At 66.0% G+C, this 18,031-nt stretch carries 17 protein-coding genes; 14 read left to right on the forward strand and 3 right to left on the reverse strand.

The features are described from left to right. Positions 1–29 precede the first annotated feature (29 nt). The 6 genes from alr to tsaD are packed head-to-tail and all read left to right on the forward strand — an operon-like array spanning position 30 to position 4,961. Positions 30–1,208, forward strand: a complete 1,179-nt coding sequence (gene alr / locus HCA61_RS00310) for an alanine racemase (RefSeq protein ID WP_169685597.1) — start codon at positions 30–32, stop codon at positions 1,206–1,208. Beyond that, complete coding sequence (locus tag HCA61_RS00315; protein ID WP_169685598.1) at positions 1,205–2,263, forward strand: alpha/beta hydrolase; 1,059 nt, start codon at positions 1,205–1,207, stop codon at positions 2,261–2,263. The genes alr and HCA61_RS00315 overlap by 4 nt, the downstream gene beginning before the upstream one ends. Then, complete coding sequence (tsaE, locus tag HCA61_RS00320; RefSeq protein WP_240958877.1) at positions 2,256–2,720, forward strand: tRNA (adenosine(37)-N6)-threonylcarbamoyltransferase complex ATPase subunit type 1 TsaE; 465 nt, start codon at positions 2,256–2,258, stop codon at positions 2,718–2,720. Before HCA61_RS00315 ends, tsaE begins: the two co-directional genes overlap by 8 nt. Before the next feature lie 50 nt (positions 2,721–2,770). After that, positions 2,771–3,442: a tRNA (adenosine(37)-N6)-threonylcarbamoyltransferase complex dimerization subunit type 1 TsaB gene (tsaB, locus tag HCA61_RS00325; RefSeq protein ID WP_169685602.1), complete on the forward strand. Its 672-nt coding sequence runs from the start codon at positions 2,771–2,773 to the stop codon at positions 3,440–3,442. Continuing rightward, the gene (gene rimI, locus HCA61_RS00330) at positions 3,439–3,918 is read left to right on the forward strand and encodes a ribosomal protein S18-alanine N-acetyltransferase (RefSeq protein ID WP_169685605.1); all 480 of its coding nucleotides are present in this window, start codon (positions 3,439–3,441) and stop codon (positions 3,916–3,918) included. Before tsaB ends, rimI begins: the two co-directional genes overlap by 4 nt. Before the next feature lie 14 nt (positions 3,919–3,932). Beyond that, on the forward strand, positions 3,933–4,961 hold the full coding sequence (tsaD, locus tag HCA61_RS00335) for a tRNA (adenosine(37)-N6)-threonylcarbamoyltransferase complex transferase subunit TsaD (protein ID WP_169686772.1): 1,029 nt from the start codon (positions 3,933–3,935) through the stop codon (positions 4,959–4,961). 42 nt (positions 4,962–5,003) lie between these two features. Here the strand turns inward: tsaD and HCA61_RS00340 are convergent, their stop codons facing one another. Next, positions 5,004–6,680, reverse strand: a complete 1,677-nt coding sequence (locus HCA61_RS00340; RefSeq protein ID WP_169685607.1) for an Hsp70 family protein — start codon at positions 6,678–6,680, stop codon at positions 5,004–5,006. A gap of 314 nt (positions 6,681–6,994) precedes the next feature. Here HCA61_RS00340 and groES point away from each other — a divergent pair, with 314 nt between their 5' ends. Next, complete coding sequence (gene groES / locus HCA61_RS00345; protein WP_006550071.1) at positions 6,995–7,297, forward strand: co-chaperone GroES; 303 nt, start codon at positions 6,995–6,997, stop codon at positions 7,295–7,297. Positions 7,298–7,384: 87 nt separating this feature from the next. Beyond that, positions 7,385–9,001, forward strand: a complete 1,617-nt coding sequence (gene groL / locus HCA61_RS00350; protein ID WP_169685609.1) for a chaperonin GroEL — start codon at positions 7,385–7,387, stop codon at positions 8,999–9,001. Between the two features lie 156 nt (positions 9,002–9,157). Here groL and HCA61_RS00355 read toward each other — a convergent pair whose 3' ends face one another. Next, positions 9,158–9,451, reverse strand: a complete 294-nt coding sequence (locus HCA61_RS00355; RefSeq protein WP_054719026.1) for a WhiB family transcriptional regulator — start codon at positions 9,449–9,451, stop codon at positions 9,158–9,160. Positions 9,452–10,075: 624 nt separating this feature from the next. On the opposite strand from HCA61_RS00355, the gene HCA61_RS00360 reads away from it, so the two are divergent. The 3 genes from HCA61_RS00360 (at position 10,076) to HCA61_RS00370 (ending at position 12,599) form a co-directional block, all read left to right on the forward strand. Continuing rightward, a complete protein-coding gene (locus tag HCA61_RS00360; protein WP_247274698.1) occupies positions 10,076–10,876 on the forward strand; it encodes a hypothetical protein in 801 nt (266 codons plus the stop codon). 123 nt (positions 10,877–10,999) lie between these two features. Continuing rightward, positions 11,000–11,578, forward strand: coding sequence for a sigma-70 family RNA polymerase sigma factor (locus HCA61_RS00365; protein ID WP_169685613.1), 579 nt, complete (start codon positions 11,000–11,002; stop codon positions 11,576–11,578). Next, positions 11,571–12,599, forward strand: a complete 1,029-nt coding sequence (locus HCA61_RS00370) for an anti-sigma-D factor RsdA (protein WP_169685615.1) — start codon at positions 11,571–11,573, stop codon at positions 12,597–12,599. Before HCA61_RS00365 ends, HCA61_RS00370 begins: the two co-directional genes overlap by 8 nt. An 80-nt stretch (positions 12,600–12,679) precedes the next feature. On the opposite strand, the gene HCA61_RS00375 is transcribed toward HCA61_RS00370, so the two are convergent. Continuing rightward, the gene (locus tag HCA61_RS00375; RefSeq protein ID WP_169685617.1) at positions 12,680–13,090 is read right to left on the reverse strand and encodes a DUF5319 domain-containing protein; all 411 of its coding nucleotides are present in this window, start codon (positions 13,088–13,090) and stop codon (positions 12,680–12,682) included. 241 nt (positions 13,091–13,331) lie between these two features. Here HCA61_RS00375 and guaB point away from each other — a divergent pair, with 241 nt between their 5' ends. The 3 genes from guaB (at position 13,332) to HCA61_RS00390 (ending at position 18,011) form a co-directional block, all read left to right on the forward strand. After that, a complete protein-coding gene (guaB, locus tag HCA61_RS00380; protein ID WP_169685619.1) occupies positions 13,332–14,855 on the forward strand; it encodes an IMP dehydrogenase in 1,524 nt (507 codons plus the stop codon). Positions 14,856–14,926: 71 nt separating this feature from the next. Then, the gene (locus HCA61_RS00385; RefSeq protein WP_169685621.1) at positions 14,927–16,066 is read left to right on the forward strand and encodes a GuaB3 family IMP dehydrogenase-related protein; all 1,140 of its coding nucleotides are present in this window, start codon (positions 14,927–14,929) and stop codon (positions 16,064–16,066) included. A 199-nt stretch (positions 16,067–16,265) separates the two neighbouring features. Then, positions 16,266–18,011 carry a GMC family oxidoreductase gene (locus HCA61_RS00390; protein ID WP_169685623.1) on the forward strand — a complete coding sequence of 582 codons (1,746 nt, stop codon included), beginning with the start codon at positions 16,266–16,268 and terminating at the stop codon, positions 18,009–18,011. Positions 18,012–18,031 lie beyond the last annotated feature (20 nt).

Consider the following 18,031-nt stretch of genomic DNA (forward strand, 5'->3'; position numbering starts at 1 on the left):
CGATCGTCGCGGTGGCAGGATCAATTCATGTGACCGCCCTACAACGCACCCCGTCCACCGGCCGATCGCTTCCTCAAGCAGAAGCGATCATCGATCTGGACGCGGTCGCGCACAACGTCAGGCGCCTTCGGGACTACGTCGGCGACACAGCGATCATGGCGGTCGTCAAGGCCGACGCCTACAACCACGGGGCAGTCCCTGTCGCCCGCGCGGCGCTCGCCGCCGGCGCACGCGAACTGGGCGTCACCACGCTCGCCGAAGGGCTCGAGTTGCGCGCCGCCGGAATCGACGCGCCCATCCTGTCATGGCTGCACACGGTCGACGCAGACTACGCACCGGCGATCGCGGCCGGGATCGAACTCGGTGTCTCGTCGCCGCGCCACCTCGCGGCCATAGTTGCCGCCGCGGGAAGCATCGGCGAAACCGCAGTCATCACCGCCAAGGTCGACACGGGGCTCAACCGCAACGGTGTGGCACGCAACGAGTGGCCCGAGTTCGTGCGCGATGTGGCCCGTGCGCAGGCGACCGGCGCAGTCCGGTTGCGCGGACTGTTCTCACACCTTGCCCACGGCGACGAACTCGGCCATCCCGAGATCGATGTGCAACGCGACAGGCTCCACCAGGCCGCTGACGACCTCCGGCGCGCCTCGCTGACGCCCGAGGTCGTCCATCTGGCCAACTCTGCTGCCACCGTTACCCGACCTGACCTGCGATTCGACATGGTTCGGCCGGGAATTGCGATATACGGGCTGACGCCGATCCCGGAGCAGGGCGATTTCGGGTTGCGGCCGGTCATGACGTTGCGAACGAGGGTGGCGCTGGTGAAGAAGGTTTCGGCAGGTTCGGGTGTGTCGTACGGGCACCGCTGGGTTGCCCCCGCCGACACGACGGTGGCGCTGTTGCCGATGGGTTACGCCGACGGGATCCGCCGCAATCTCAGCGGCCGAATCGATGTTCTGCTCGGCGGTCGGCGCCGCCCCCAGGTGGGCCGCGTGTGCATGGACCAGGTCGTCGTCGACCTCGGTCCGGACGGTGGGGGAGTACAGGAGGGCGACGAAGCGTTGTTCTTCGGTGACGGACGTCTCGGTGAGCCCGGAGCACAGGACTGGGCCGAACTCTTGGACACGATCAACTACGAGATCGTGACGGGGATCGGTGGCCGAACCGTCCGCACCTATGTAGGTGGTGAAGGAGGCGTGTTGCGATGACGCTGATGGGTCGAATGGGTCTGTTGGGTGCCAGTCTGGTGACACTCGCATCATCGGCGGGTCTGTATGCCGTGCGGAGCGCCGGAATGCCCGCCAACGAGATGTACCGGGGTGAGGACTTCGACGCTCTGCTGCGGCTGCCCCAGCGAACCGTCCTGACCGACGACGGCATCTCCCTCGTGGTGCGCGAATCCGGATCGTCACGCGCTCCGCTGACCGTCGTGTTCGTCCACGGCTACTGCCTGCGTATGCAGTCGTGGCATCTGCAGTATCGGCACGTGCGCGAGCGGTGGGGCGAGGATGTCCGAATGGTCTTCTACGACCAGCGAGGCCATGGAGAGTCCGGTATGCCCGGCCGGAATTCGTGCACCATCGCACAACTCGGCCGCGACCTCGGCCGGGTCATCGACGAATGCACCCCGGACGGGCCGGTCGTCGTGATCGGTCACTCGATGGGCGGTATGACGACGATCGCTCTTGCGTCCCAGCGGCCGGACCTGTTCGAGTCCCGGATCGTGGGCGTGGGGTTGCTCGCGACCACGGCTGCTGGCCTGAACAAGAGCGGGCTCGGCCGCAACCTCGAGAACCCCGTCATCGACGCGTTCCGGTACGCGGCGCGGACCGCACCCGGATTCGTGCAGGCAGCACGCGGTATGGCGCGCGCGGTGGTCACACCGATCCTGCGTGCGGCGTCGTATGGGACGGTGGTCAGCCCGCGACTCGCCGAGTTGTCCGACCGGATGCTCGACGAGACCTCGGTACTGACGATCGTGAACTTCCTGCGCACCCTCGAACTGCACGATGAATCCGCTGCGCTCCCCGTGCTGGGGTCGGTGCCGTCGCTCGTACTCTGTGGCGACGCAGACATGGTGATCCCGTTCTCGAGCTCGGAGGCATTGGCCGAGTCGCTTCCCGGAGCCGAACTCGAGCGGGTCCGTGGGGGCGGGCACCTCGTCCAATTCGAGTTCCCGGAGATCGTCAACAGTGCGATCGACCGACTGATCCAGCGAGGTTTCGCGCATGAGGTTTCCACCAGACGAGCCGCAATTGTCTGATTCAGCACAGTCCGTCGAACTGCCGACCGTCGAGGACACCGAAGCGTTCGGCCGCCGACTGGCAGAAGATCTCCGCGCCGGGGACCTCGTGGTGCTCGACGGTCCGCTCGGGGCGGGCAAGACCGCACTGACGAGAGGACTCGCAGCCGGGCTGGGGGTACAGGGCCGCGTGACCTCGCCGACATTCGTCATCGCCCGCGAGCATCGGCCGGGACAGCGCGACGGTGCACCACCGGTGGGCCTGGTCCATGTCGATGCGTACCGGCTGGGCGACGGCCCGAACGCCCTCGACGAACTCGATGCACTGGATCTCGACACCGACCTCGACGCGGCCGTTGTGGTGGTCGAGTGGGGCGGCGGGCTCGTGGAGAAGCTCACCGACCGGCACCTGCGCGTGCGATTGCGTCGTGATCCCGGGTCCGATGTGCGCCGTGCGGAATGGGCCTGGGTCGACTGACCCGGCGCTGAAGTCCTGGCAAGACTGCGGACCGGGTAACCTGGTGAATCGTGCTCGTGCTCGCCGTCGATACCTCAACACCCGTCGTGACCTCGGGGCTCGTCCGACTCGGCAGTGAGGGAGACGCACCCCACATCTCCACGGTTGCCGTGCGCCTGACCGACAATCCCCGGGCCCACGCGGAGATCCTCACTCCACAGATCCTCGAGTGCTTCGACGAGGCCGGATACACACCGGCCGATCTCGACGCGATCGTCGTGGGTGTCGGACCGGGTCCGTTCACCGGACTGCGTGTCGGCATGGTCACCGCGGCGGCGTTCGGTGATGCCCTCGGCATTCCGGTCTACGGTGTCTGCAGCCTCGACGCAATCGCGCAGGATGCGCACGGTGGAGAACCCGATGGTGGCGAACTTCTCGTGGTCACCGACGCGCGGCGTCGTGAGGTGTACTTCGCTCGGTACGACGGATTCTGCCGCCGTACCGAGGGCCCCGATGTCCGCAAGCCTGCGGAGGTGCCCTCCGAGCCCTCGAGCCGGGTTGCTGGGTCGGCCCAGCATGCTGCGCTGTTCCCGCTTCCCGCAGTACCCGTGTACTCGCCGTCGCCTGCGGGTCTGGTTGCCGCGATCTCGCCGGCTCTGCGTGCGGGACGGGATCCCGAGCCATTGGTACCGCTGTACCTGCGGCGGCCCGATGCTGTTGCGACTGCGGATCGTCGCAGATGAGTGTGCGGATCGATGCACTCCGCGGCGACGACGTGGACCGGTGCGCAGAACTCGAAACCGTTTTGTTCCCTGGAGACGACCCCTGGAGCGCAGACGCGTTTCGTTCGGAACTGGCTTCGCCCCACAACTACTACGTAGCTGCGCGCGACGAGTCGGGGACTCTCCTCGGCTACGCCGGGCTGGCACGGCTCGGCACCGGAGTCGACCCGGAGTCCGAGGTGCACACGATCGGCGTGGATCCCGGCGCCCGGCGCCGCGGGATCGGTAGCGCTCTGCTGACCGCGCTGCTGCATGTCGCGGATCGATGGGGTGGGCCGGTGTTCCTCGAGGTCCGCACCGACAACGACGCCGCGATTGCGTTGTATCGGGGTGAGGGTTTCGAGGTCGTGGGGACGAGGAAACGTTACTACCAGCCGAGTGGGGCCGACGCGTACACCATGCGTCGCCCGGATCGGCGAGAGGAGCTACGACGGTGACCGGACCGATCGTGATGGGGATCGAAAGCTCGTGTGACGAGACCGGCGTCGGTATCGTCCGTTTCGTCGGTGACGGCACGCTCGAGCTTCTCGCCGACGAGGTCGCCTCGAGCGTCGACGAGCATGCCCGATTCGGTGGTGTGGTTCCCGAGATAGCCTCCCGCGCACACCTGGAGGCGATGGTGCCCACGATGCAGCGGGCGCTCGCCTCGGCCGGTATCTCCAAGCCCGACGCGGTATGCGTCACGATCGGCCCCGGCTTGGCGGGGGCGCTCCTCGTCGGAGTTGCCGCAGCCAAGGCATATGCAGCGGCGTGGAACGTTCCCTTCTACGCGATCAACCACCTCGCCGGACACGTCGCCGTGGACACGCTCGAACACGGACCGATGCCGCCGTGCGTCGCACTGCTCGTCTCGGGCGGGCACACGCACCTCCTGCACGTCGAGGACCTCAGCAAGCCGATCGTCGAACTCGGAACCACCGTCGACGACGCGGCGGGGGAAGCGTTCGACAAGGTCGCGCGTCTGCTCGGACTCGGCTATCCCGGAGGTCCGGAGGTCGATCGGCTCGCGCGAGAGGGAGACCGGAACGCGGTGGTGTTCCCGCGCGGCATGACAGGCCCGCGCGATGCCCGCAACGATTTCTCGTTCTCCGGGCTCAAGACGGCTGTCGCACGGTTCGTCGAAGCGAAGGAACGCGCCGGTGAGCCGGTACCGCTTGCCGATGTCGCAGCCGGTTTCCAGGAGGCCGTGGCCGATGTGCTCACGATGAAGGCGGTGCGTGCGGCCCGCGATCTCGGTGTCGACACCTTGGTGCTCGGTGGAGGCGCGACTGCGAACACTCGATTGCGTGCGCTGGCCGAGGAACGTTGCGCGGAAGCCGGCATGACCCTGCGTGTACCCCGGCCGCGGTTGTGCACCGACAACGGCGTGATGATCGCAGCGCTGGGCGCGCACCTCATCGCAGGGGGAGCGACTCCGTCGTCGCTGTCCGTGGGAACGGATCCTGGGCTGTCGGTGTCGGTGGCACAGGTTTCGGCCTGATCTCGACCCGGGACGGCGCTGTCTCCCTCTTACCCGGTCGTCTTACCCGGTCGTCGTCGAGGTGCCCGAGGGGGTCGGGTCCCCGCCGGTGTTGTTGCTCTCGGTGGTCGATTGTCCTTCGATGAGCGGTGTCGTGGAGATGAGTCCGGGCCGCGTGGTCAGTGCCGGAGATGACGGCTCGGGGGAGACGGATGGCACCGGGTCGGGCTCGGTTGTCTCTGTGGGGTCGGTCGTCTCTGTGGGGTCCGTCGGGTCCGTGGGTGTCGTGGGGTCGGTCGGATCTGTGGGGTCCGTGGGGTCGGTCGGGTCCGTCGGTGTCGTGGGGTCCGTCGGGTCGGTAGGGGTTGTGGGACCGGTCGGATCGGTGGGGGTCGGCTGCGGTGAGGTCGTCGTGTCACCGGGGCTGTGCGGCTGCCACTTGTCGGTGGTCTCGTCGGGTGCGGCCTCGAGCGTCTGGACCTGGTCGATCGGGGTCGGAGTTGCCGTGGGATTGCTGTTCGACACGGGGATATCCGTCTGCGGAATTGTGGACGGTGGTGGAGTGGGGAGCGGCGTCCCCTCCAACCGGCTCTCGGTGCTCCGCGTCGATGAGAGGGACGAGTCGGGATCGGCCGACGGGATATCGGTCTCCTCCGGATACGGTGGCTGCGACGGGTCTTCCGTGAGGACTACCCCATTGGTCCCGGCAGGGGACACCGGTGTGCTGGCGGACCGGTCGGTGAACTTGTCGGTGGCAAATCCGGCGACGACTGCGGCGAGCACCAGTGCGGCTGCCACAGCACCGGACATGCGCGCGCCCGCCGACGTCGATGAAGCGTTCGGTGAACCGACGACGTCGTAACCGCCGAAGTGAGCGGAGCTCGACAGGTGCGCAGCGCCCTGAGCTGCTGCGGAGGCGGGTTCCGGGACTGTGATGACCTGGCCGTCGAAGCTGTCGGTGACGGCGTCGGTCAACGCGGGAACTGCCGCAGTACCGCCGACGAGGGCGAGTGTGCGCGGACGTGGCAACGATTGGGTCGTGACCTGACGGGTGAAGGTGGCGGCGGTAGCGGACAGGTCGGCGGTGAGTGTCGCGAGATCGGTGCGGGTGAGGGTCACCGAGGCATCGGGCCCTGCTTCGGCAATGTCGATCCGGGTGTGTTCGGCTGTGGTGAGTACTTCCTGGGCGCCCTGACAGCGTGCCTTCAGAAGTGCGGGATCGACCTGCATGCGCATTTTCATGCGTTTGGTCGCGCGGTAGACGTGGTCGTAGATCACGGTTCCGATTGCATTGCCGCTGACGTCGTCTGTCCGCGCAGATCGCAGTACGGTGCCGGATTCCTGATCGAGGACCGAGACGGTGGTGCCGGACGCGCCCAGATCGGCGATAGCGATCGAGCCGGGCTCGGTGCGCGCTCCGACGGTACGAAGGTACGTCAGGAGGGCGGTGGTCTCGGGAACGAGCCGTACGAGTTTGCCTCGGCGTTCCGCAGCGGTACGGATCGCGTCTGCCTGCTCTTCGGTGCGATAGGCGACGGTGATGGAGTCGGGGACCGGTTGATCCACGACCTGTGTGGTCATCAACGAGATTGCATCGAAGACGAGATCGCCGACATCACGGTGGTGGTCGGAATCGACCGCCAGCCTGCGGTACTCGGATGTGAGCCCGGTGGCAGTGTCGACGAGCAGGGCCGCGCCGACGCCGGAGGCGCCGACGGAGATCCCTAGCGACGTTGGCATTGTTCACCTCTCGTGCGTGACTGGCGATCGTCGGGGCGAGGTTCGCTCTCCGCCATGATTACCGAATGGTCACGCTCTCGGTTTCCGTTATTGAACCGTAACATGCGAGCCGTCCCGTTCGCTCTCCGCGTGTCAGCACCCGCAGCCCTTGAGCGCTGGCACTCGCATGTATAGAGTGCTAGTGACACCGAGCGTCGGCCCGGCACCCGCGACGACGGGACTGCGCGAGGAGTCACTCTGGTGACTGAACAAAACCGAGTTCGAGGACGACGAGAGCCTCGGACCCAAGTACCCCTGAAAGTGGAGGGCTCATCGTGGCGAGCGTGAACATCAAGCCGCTCGAGGACAAGATCCTCGTCCAGGCCAACGAGGCCGAGACGACGACTGCCTCCGGCCTGGTCATTCCTGATACGGCGAAGGAAAAGCCCCAGGAGGGCACCGTCGTCGCCGTCGGCCCCGGCCGCTGGGACGAGGATGGCGACAAGCGCATCCCGCTGGACGTCAAAGAAGGTGACGTCGTCATCTACAGCAAGTACGGCGGAACCGAGATCAAGTACGCCGGCGAGGAGTACCTGATCCTTTCGGCCCGCGACGTTCTGGCTGTCGTCGCAAAGTAGGCCGCAACTGTTCCGCCCCGGAGTTCCGTAACGGACCCGGGGCGGAATCTGTTGGGGATCATCCGAACCCAGGAGTAGTCGGAGAACATGTCCAAGCAAATCGAGTTCAACGAGACCGCGCGCCGTGCCCTCGAGCGCGGTGTCGACCAGCTCGCCGACGCCGTCAAGGTCACCCTCGGCCCCCGTGGGCGGCATGTGGTGCTCGCCAAGGCGTTCGGCGGTCCCACGGTGACCAACGATGGCGTGAGCATCGCTCGCGAGATCGAGTTGGAGGATCCGTTCGAGAATCTCGGCGCCCAGCTCGTCAAGAGTGTCGCCACCAAGACCAACGACGTTGCAGGCGACGGCACGACCACTGCGACCGTCCTCGCGCAGGCGCTCGTCAAGGCCGGTCTGAAGAACGTTGCCGCGGGTGCCAACCCCATCGCACTCGGCGTGGGGATCTCCAAGGGGGCCGAGAAGGTCTCCGAGGCGCTTGTCGCCGCAGCGACTCCCGTCGAGGGAAAGAAGGCCATCGCTCAGGTCGCCACGGTGTCCTCCCGTGACGCCGAGATCGGCGAGATGGTGGGCGAAGCGCTCACCGTCGTGGGAGAGAACGGTGTGGTCACGGTCGAGGAGTCCTCGACCCTGAGCACCGACCTCGTCGTCACCGAGGGCGTCCAGTTCGACAAGGGCTACCTGTCGCCCTACTTCATCACCGACGTCGACGCTCAGGAAGCAGTCCTCGAGGACGCCCTCGTGCTGCTGTACCGCGAGAAGATCAGCTCGCTGCCCGACTTCCTGCCGTTGCTCGAGAAGATCGCCGAATCCGGTAAGCCGGTTCTGCTCATCGCAGAGGACATCGAGGGCGAGCCGCTCTCGACCTTGGTGATCAACTCGATCCGCAAGACGCTCAAGGCTGTCGCGGTGAAGGCTCCGTTCTTCGGTGACCGCCGTAAGGCGTTCCTCGACGATCTCGCCGTCGTGACCGCAGGTACCGTGATCAACTCCGACATCGGTCTGTCCTTGAAGGAGGCCGGACTCGATCTGCTCGGCTCGGCCCGTCGTGTCGTAGTGACGAAGGACAACACCACGATCGTCGACGGTGCAGGCTCGGCCGAGGACATCGAGAACCGCGCAGCTCAGCTGCGTCGCGAGATCGAGAGCACCGATTCCGATTGGGACCGGGAGAAGCTCGAGGAACGCCTCGCCAAGCTCGCGGGTGGAATCGCCGTCATCCAGGTCGGCGCTGCTACCGAGACCGATCTGAAGGAACGCAAGTTTCGCGTCGAGGACGCTGTCAACGCCGCGAAGGCTGCCGTCGAGGAGGGCATCGTGCCCGGCGGTGGCTCCGCGCTGGTGCAGGCGTCGTTGGCGCTCGCCGAGCTCGAGGCCTCGCTGTCCGGTGACGAAGCCACCGGTGTCGCAGTGTTGCGGACCGCCCTGACGGCACCGCTCTACTGGATCGCCTCGAATGCCGGACTCGACGGTGCGGTCGTGGTGAGCAAGGTCGCCGAGGCGACGAAGGGGCACGGCTTCAACGCGGCCACGCTCACCTACGGTGATCTGCTCGCCGACGGTGTCGTCGACCCCGTGAAGGTGACCCGGTCGGCGGTCGTCAACGCTGCTTCCGTGGCTCGGATGGTTCTGACCACGGAGAGTGCTGTCGTGGACAAGCCCGAGCCGGTCGAGGACGACGGCCACGGGCACGGACACGCCCACTAGGCGGTACAGGTCCTCCGGCGAGCTCCGGGGGGTCACGATGTACGAAGCCCCGCACGGATTTCTCCGTGCGGGGCTTCGTCGTGTCTCGGTGGTATGCATCAGGAACCGGCTGTCAGCCCCGCAGCGGGTGCGGGGGAGCTTCGGCCCAGGCGGCGCTCATACCGCGACCTTGCGGCGATGGTGTCGCGTGTAGAGCTCGCGTTCACTTTCCGACATCCCGCCCCAGATGCCATAGGGCTCCGCGACCCGAAGGGCGTGCTCGCGGCACTGGATGAGGACGGGGCAGCTCTGGCACAGTTCCTTGGCTCGGTTCTCGCGCTGGCTTCGGGCGCGACCGCGCTCGCCGTCCGGGTGGAAGAAGACGGAGGAGTCCGCGCCTCGGCACTTACCATGCATCTGCCAGTCCCAGAGGTCGGCGTTCGGACCAGGCAGGGTGTGAGGTGCGGGCATGTGCACTCCTTTGCAGCGTGCTCACCCGAGTAGGGGAGCGGACCATCGTTCGGAAAGGCGTCCTTCCGAACCGGACCCCAGTAATGTCCGGCTCCTTCACCGTAAAAGTGGTAACGATTATTCGTCAATGCCTTCGGTCAGTGGTGAAGTCCATAACGAAAATGGAAAGAATTAACGGCGAAAATATTTACATTGGTCGGTGATCATGATCGCGGTACGGGCACGATGACGGGCTGCAAGGCCGAAGTGGTGCCGTGATATCGATCGTTTAGGGACTCTGACCTGGGGGTTTCTTCCGGATGCGGGGTGTGCTGGGCTGTGATAATCGACGTGCGAGATCACGATTCACCGCCCGGAAACCTACATGCACCATGTATGCAATTCATTCTTTGTTCAACTGGATGTCGGTTTCAGGACTGGAGAAATGCCTGAATCCATTGTTTGAGAATTGTTGCGCACCCAGTGCGAAATTCTCGAACCCGAGGGAATGGGAAACTTTGCAGTCGCGGTGCAATGATTCTCCGTATGTTGATCCTCAGCAACTCGGAACCCGAAATCGGCGCGGAGCCTCGGGGTGACGCAACCTCGTTTCGTGCGGCGGCCTTCGGTGGGAGCCCGTCCCACGTGCCCACAACGGCTACTCCCGTGATCGAAGAACGCTGGATGCGTGCGGTCGCGCTCGGGGCGCAAGGCCGCTACAGCGCCGCCCGGGCGGAGTTGGCAGTGGTGAACCGGTCGGGTCCGCGAGGAGTGTGGGCGTCGCTTGCCGCGAGCACCGAAGCATCGTTCCTGAGGCAACTCGGATGGCACCGCGCTGCCGCAGTGCACGACGGTCGCGCACTGGCCGCAATCGCAGGAATTGCCATCGACACTCGCAGTGTCGAGTCGGGATTGCGACTTGTGGAGGCACGTTGCGACGCGTTGACCGGACTGGCCGCTGACGCGCTCGGCCGGGGGCGACTCGCTCAGGCGCATCGACTGCTCGAGCGGTGCTCCGAGGTTCTCGCCAGGCCACGGTGGGGCGACAACGAACTGCATGGCGAAGACGGACTGTTGCGTCAGCGGATCAGGTTGTCGTGGGTCACGGCGGAGACTGCCCTGGCATCCGGCGACTTCGAGACCGCGCGTGTGTTCGCGGATCGTGCTGCGACCGCCTCCGACGCTTTCGCGTCGGTACGCCATCAAGTGAAGTCGGACCTCATTCGTGCTGCCGCACTCACCGATGCGCCGGACCGGACTCCAGCCCTCGAGCTTGCGACCGAAGTGTGTGGCAGGGCTGCTGTGCACAGTCTGATTCCGCTGCAGTGGGCAGCGTCGATGTTGCTGGTCGGTCTGGGTGCGGGGGCCGGCGCCGAGCGCATGCGTGACGAATGCGCTACGGCGGTGGCGCGCGGTGGAGGCCGGTTCGCAACGATCCGGCCCTAGTTCGGTGCCCGCCCGCGATGGTTCGTCACGGGGTGTCGTTACTCTGGAGACGTTCCACTGCCAGGTGGAAGCACGCCCGGTTGGGGGACCGTGTCACTTGTAACGCCAGGACTTGCGCATTCGATGACTGTTATGGGTGAGGAGTTGGGCTCCGCCGTTGCTGCGGCTGCGCAGGGCGATCGGGCTGCTCTCGCTCGAGTACTTGCAAGTATTCGGCCTCTCGTCGTCCGGTATTGCCGGGCGCGGGTCGGATCTGCCGAGCGTGGACAGCTTTCGGCAGACGATGTGGCGCAGGAGGTGTGCCTGGCGGTGATGACGGCGTTGCCCCGTTACCAGGATCAGGGGCGTCCTTTCATGGCGTTCGTGTACGGCATTGCCGCACACAAGGTCGCCGATGCGCATCGCAACTCCGCACGTAACCGTGCGGATCCGGTAGCCGATGTACCCGAGGTGATGTCGCTCGACGACAGTCCCGAGGACCACGCGTTGAACTCCGAAGCGAGCAGGCAGATGAAGGATCTGCTCGGCACGCTGCCCGAGAAGCAACGGGAGATCCTCATCATGCGTCTGGTCATGGGGATGTCGGCCGAAGAGACGGCGTCTGCACTCGGGAGTACTGCAGGTGCGATCCGGGTGGCCCAGCACCGGGCCATCGCGAAACTCAAGAAGGAAGTGACGAGAGCAGGTGAGAGGAATGGGTAGGAGGCGCGGCGCGGGGCACGGCATATCCGACGATTTTCCCGACGACGGCACCCCCGTGGACATCGCGGCAGTGCGGCGCGATGACGCCCTCATCGATGCGATCTCGGGCGATGGTCCAGTGGAGACCCAGTCGACCGAAGAGTACGAGCTCGCCACGATGCTCGCGGGGTGGCGAGCCGAGATCCTGGCAGATCCGCTACCCGCAGGCCCTGATTTCGACGAGGTCGTCGCGGCGGTCAACCGTGAGCTCGGTGCCCGTGAGGCCCTGGCGGCGCAACCGCCGACGCGTTCCAAGGGTCAGCTCCGGTTGATCCGCCCGCTTGCCGGAGCCGCCGCACTCATCGCGGCTGCCATCGGCGGTGCCGCCACCGTCTCGTACAGCGCGGAACCGGGAGACGCACTCTGGGGCGTCAAGGAAGTCGTGTTCAGCGAACAGGCCGAGTCGACCATGGCGAGGATCGATACCAGTTCGACCTTGCAGAAGGCCGAAGAACTGATCGCAGGCGGCGAAACCGAGGCAGCGACCGAACTGCTCAAATCGGCGGAAGTGCGGTCCTCGGAGGTCAGGGATGCGGGCCAACGTAACGAACTCGGCGATTGGTTGCAGCGGCTCACCGAAGAGATGAACCGAGCGATTCCTCCGCTGCCGGTGCCGCCACCGCTCCCGGGAATGCCGTTGCCTCCCGGGCCGGAAGCTGCAGCAGTGCCGCCCGTGCAACCGAGCGTTCCGGGGGCACCGCAGCCGACGGCGCCCGTCGAACCCACGACGAATCCGGAGCCGAGCGTCGATCCGACGATCCTGAACGCACCTACGTCGCCGGTGGAGACAACCTCCCCGTCCGTGCCGCCGAGCACCGGGACACCCAGCCCGGACAGTTCGACCGGTACGACGGAGCCGGCCCCGACGACAACGGTGTCCGCACCGGACCCGAGTACGTCGTCCGGTACACAGGGATCGAGCACCGCACAGCCCTCGTCGGCCGACCTGGACCTCGACCAGACGACCTCCGGCGGCGCCTGACGTCAGACCACGAAAGCCCGGCAGCGCGAGCTGCCGGGCTTTCATCGTTGTGTCGCCCTGCTCCTCAGGAATCGGGGTCGTCAGGAATCGAGCCCGTAGGGGTCGACCGGCATGGCCTCGTTCATCGATGCGTCGGCGTAGCCGCGACAGTAATCCCACGTGACGTAAGCTTCGGGAGACGGGTCGAATGCGGGCTCATGCGGGCGAACTGTGCCGTCGACGAGCAGTTGGAGCAGGTTTGCGCGGAGCATGTCCCAGTCGTGGTAGTGCTCCTGGTGGCAATCCTCACAACATACGACGAGTCCGCGGACACCGCGGGGAGCCAACAATGCTTCGTACACCGCGAGGTCGGCAAGATCCTCTTCGACCGCGAGGCGTTCGGCAGGGTCCAAGGGTTGGCCCGGTTCGATCGCGTCCAATGCGGCAGACGGATCGTCGGGATCTCCTGCAAACGGATCCGGTGGCAGACCGGGGGGCAACTGATCACGCACGCCACCACGGTACGCAGTGCGAGGGGGTCCGCGCCAGCCGTCGAGGGTGGACACGCCGACGAACGGGGGTATTCGGGAGATCTCGACCACGCCTGCACGGGTTGCGGCGAGTCACGCGGTTGCAAACAGATACCATGGTCGTCGACGGCTTCGCCATCTGTGACGTTGTCGTTCACACAATCCCACTGTCGGACGGTCCGTCCGTCCGCCCCCATCGATCACCACGGAGGGTCCGAACCGCATGAGTAGTACCGGAGGGCACGTGCACACCGGCGGTGACGACCCGAACAAGGTCGCAATGCTCGGTCTGACCTTCGACGATGTGCTGCTGCTGCCTGCGGCCTCGGACATCGTCCCCAGCAAGGTCGACACCTCGAGTCAGCTCACCCGCGAGATCCGCCTCCGGATCCCGCTGGTCAGTTCCGCGATGGACACGGTCACCGAATCACGTATGGCCATCGCGATGGCCCGCGCCGGGGGTATGGGCGTACTACATCGCAACATGCCTGCAGAGGTACAGGCCGCGCAGGTCGAGACCGTCAAGCGGTCGGAGGCGGGCATGGTCACCGACCCGGTCACCTGCAAGCCCACCGACACCCTCGCCGAGGTCGACGCGAAGTGCGCGCGATTCCGGATCTCCGGCCTTCCGGTGACCGACGACGCAGGTCAGCTCGTCGGCATCATCACCAACCGCGATATGCGGTTCGAGGTGGACCAGAACCGCCAGGTCGCCGAGGTGATGACCCACGCTCCGCTCGTCACCGCAAGCGAAGGCGTGACCGCGGAGGCCGCACTCGGACTCCTGCGCCGCCACAAGATCGAGAAGCTGCCGATCGTCGATGGACAGGGCAAACTCACCGGTCTGATCACGGTCAAGGACTTCGTGAAGACCGAGCAACATCCCTTCGCCACGAAGGACCGCGACGGGCGACTTCTCGTCGGTGCCGCGGTCGGTGTCGGCGACGAGGCATGGTCTCGTGCGATGACGCTCGCCGACGCGGGCGTCGACGTGCTCGTGGTCGACAGCGCTCACGGGCACTCCGCCGGAGTGCTGTCCATGATCTCGAAGCTCAAGGCAGAGGTAGGCGACCGAGTCCAGATCATCGGCGGCAATGTCGCCACCCGCGAGGGAGCCACGGCGCTCATCGAAGCAGGCGTCGACGCAGTCAAGGTCGGCGTCGGGCCCGGCTCGATCTGCACGACCCGCGTCGTTGCGGGCGTCGGCGCACCGCAGATCACGGCGATTCTCGAAGCCACCGCGGCTGCGAACGCACTCGGCGTCCCTGTGATCGCCGACGGCGGCCTGCAGTTCTCCGGTGACGTCGCGAAGGCTCTCGCCGCAGGCGCCTCCACCGCGATGCTGGGCTCTCTCCTCGCCGGTACCGCCGAATCGCCGGGCGAACTGATTCTCGTCAACGGCAAACAGTTCAAGAGCTACCGCGGCATGGGTTCGCTCGGTGCCATGCAGAGCCGCGGCGAGGCCAAGTCGTATTCCAAGGACCGTTACTTCCAGGACGACGTCCTGTCGGAGGACAAGCTGGTTCCGGAAGGCATCGAAGGCCGCGTTCCGTTCCGGGGGCCACTGCAGCAGGTCACCCATCAGCTCATCGGTGGTCTGCGCGCCGCGATGGGCTACACCGGAGCCTCGACCATCGAAGAACTGCAGCGCGCCCAGTTCGTACAGATCACCGCCGCGGGGCTCAAGGAGAGCCATCCGCACGACATCACCATCACTGCGGAGGCACCGAACTACGCTGCCCGCTAGGTTCGGTGCGTTCGCACTAGGTCTCGTCTCGGTCGACGGGGCAACCGCATTCTCACGAGAAAGGGGCGCGCGTGCGCGACCTCGTTGAAATCGGCATGGGCCGGACAGCCCGCCGCACGTACGAGCTGGACGATGTGGACATCGTGCCGTCGCGTCGTACCCGCTCGTCCAAAGAGGTGTCGACGGCGTGGCAGCTCGACGCCTATCGGTTCGACATTCCCGTGCTTGCACATCCGACCGACGCGCTCGTGTCTCCGGCGTTCGCGGTGGAACTCGGCAAGGCCGGCGGCCTCGGTGTGATCAACGGTGAGGGGCTGTGGGGGCGGCACGCCGATGTCGATGCCGTGATCGCCCGGCTCGTCGACATCGCCGAGAGCGATCCGGATCCGAGCGCAGCGATCGCGTACCTGCAGGAGTTGCACGCAGCGCCGTTGCAGGCCGATCTGCTTGCCGCAGCGGTCGCGCAGGTGCGCGACTCGGGTGTCACCACCGCGGTGCGTGTGAGTCCGCAGAATGCCCGGGCGCTGACGCCGGAGCTGGTCAAGGCCGGTGTCGACCTTCTGGTGGTGCACGGCACGATCATCTCGGCGGAGCATGTGGCGCACGGCGAGAGCGAACCGCTCAACCTGAAGACGTTCATCTCGGAACTCGATGTGCCGGTGGTTGCGGGAGGCGTGAGCGATCACCGTACGGCTCTTCACCTGATGCGCACCGGCGCCGCGGGCGTCATCGTCGGTTTCGGGTCGACGCACGGAGCCACCACCACGAGTGCATCGCTCGGGATCGGTGTCCCCATGGCCACCGCGATCGCGGATGCTGCTGCGGCCCGCCGCGACTACCTGGACGAGACCGGGGGCCGGTACGTCCATGTCATCGCCGACGGCGACATCGAGACCTCCGGCGATCTCGCGAAGGCGATCGCCTGCGGTGCTGATGCTGCGATGCTGGGAGCCCCGCTCGCCATTGCTGCGGAGGCGCCGGGCAGTGGATGGTACTGGCCGTCCGCAGCCGCACATCCGTCCCTTCCTCGGGGTACCGCACTCCAGGTAGCCTTCGACGAGCGGCCGAGTCTGGCGCGTGTGCTGTCGGGGCCGTCCGACGACCCCTACGGTTCGCTGAATTTCGTCGGTGGTCTGCGACGGGCGATGGCGAAGTCGGGATACTCGGATCTCAAGGAATTCCAAAAGGTCGGGTTGTCGGTGCGGGCCTGACCGAATCCGTTCCACCAAGGTGGCCGGATGCGACAATGTGTGCGTTGTAGTGCACAGATGTCGCATCCGGCCACTGCTGTATGCAGTGACCTGCAGTTTCTGAAACTGCCCGTAACAGTGAGGATGCCCTTGTGTGCGCGAACACATCGGCGGCGTGCATACTGGCCGGTAACAACGCAGGTTCGGCGGAGGTGCTCCAATGGGTAAACAGCGGGTCACGGACTACGACGTTCTGATCGTCGGGTCGGGTTTCGGTGGCAGTGTCACCGCGCTGCGGCTGGTGGAAAAGGGCTACAAGGTCGGCATTCTCGAGGCCGGTCGTCGTTTTGCCGACGCCGACTTCGCCAAGAACAGCTGGGATCTGAAGCGATTCCTCTGGGCGCCGAAGCTCGGATGCTTCGGCATCCAGCGAGTCCATCTTCTCCGCGACTGCTTGATTCTCGCCGGTGCGGGTGTCGGCGGTGGATCGCTCAACTACGCCAACACCCTGTACAAACCGTCTGCCGCGTTCTTCCAGGACCCGCAATGGGCGGACATCACGGACTGGCACGACGAATTGAGTCCGTTCTACGACCAGGCGCGGCGCATGCTCGGCGTCGTGCAGTACCACCGTATGACCGCGGCGGACAAGGTGATCAAGGAAGTGGCCGACGACATGGGCGTGGGCGACACGTTCATTCAGACGCCGGTCGGTGTGTACTTCGGTGAACCAGGGAGGACTGTCCCGGACCCGTACTTCGGCGGCGCAGGCCCGGATCGTGCCGGTTGCATCGAATGCGGCGAATGCATGACGGGGTGCCGCCACGGAGCGAAGAACACCCTCGTCAAGAACTACCTCGGTCTTGCCGAGCGTGCGGGTGCGGACATCCTCCCCATGACCACCGTGACCGATCTGAGCGAAGGGGCGGACGGCACGTGGACAGTACGCACCGAACGCACCGGAGCATGGGTGCGCAAGGGCGCACGGAGTTTCACAGCATCGCACGTCGTGCTCGCAGCAGGGACCTGGGGCACACAGCACCTGCTGCACCATCTCAAGGACACCGGCGCCCTGCCGAAACTGTCCGACCGCCTCGGGGAGCTCACCCGCACCAACTCCGAGTCCATCGTCGGAGCGGGCAAGCTGAAGGTCGATCCCGAGATGGATCTGACCGACGGCGTCGCGATCACTTCCTCGTTCCATCCCACCTCGGACACCCACATCGAACCCGTCCGGTACGGCAAGGGTTCCAACGCCATGGGTCTGCTGCAGACACTGATGACCGACGGCGACGGCCCGGTCCCGCGCTGGGTGAAGTTCCTCGGCCAGGTCGCGAAGAACCCCACCAGGATGCTGCGGATGCTCTCGGTGAAGGACTGGAGTGAGCGGACCATCATCGCGCTGGTTATGCAGAACCTCGACAATTCCATCACGACCTACACCAAGAAGAATGTGTTCGGACGGCGCAAGGTGACCAGCAAGCAGGGCCACGGGGAGCCGAACCCGACGTGGATCCCGGCGGGCAACGAGGCCACCCGCCGGATGGCGGAGAAGATCGACGGGATCGCCGGCGGCACCTGGGGTGAGATCGTCAACATTCCCCTCACCGCGCACTTCCTCGGCGGCGCGGTCATCGGAACCGACCGGGAGCGCGGTGTCATCGACCCGTACCACCGGGTGTACGGCTACCCGACGCTGAGTGTTGTCGACGGGGCGGCCATCTCGGCGAACCTCGGCGTCAACCCGTCACTGACCATCGCGGCGCAGGCGGAACGTGCGGCCTCGCTGTGGCCGAACAAGGGTGAGCAGGATCTGCGTCCCGCGCAGGACGAGTCGTACGTTCGGCTGCAGCCGAACGAGCCGAAGAATCCCGTCGTCCCGGAAGGTGCGCCCGGCGCGCTGTCCCTGCCGATCGTCGAGATCACCGGTGGGGCGGGAGCGGTCCGAGTGCCACGGCAGATGTGATCTACGCATGACCTGAGCGG

This window comes from Rhodococcus sp. HNM0563 (assembly GCF_012726195.1).
Lineage (GTDB): Bacteria > Actinomycetota > Actinomycetes > Mycobacteriales > Mycobacteriaceae > Rhodococcus.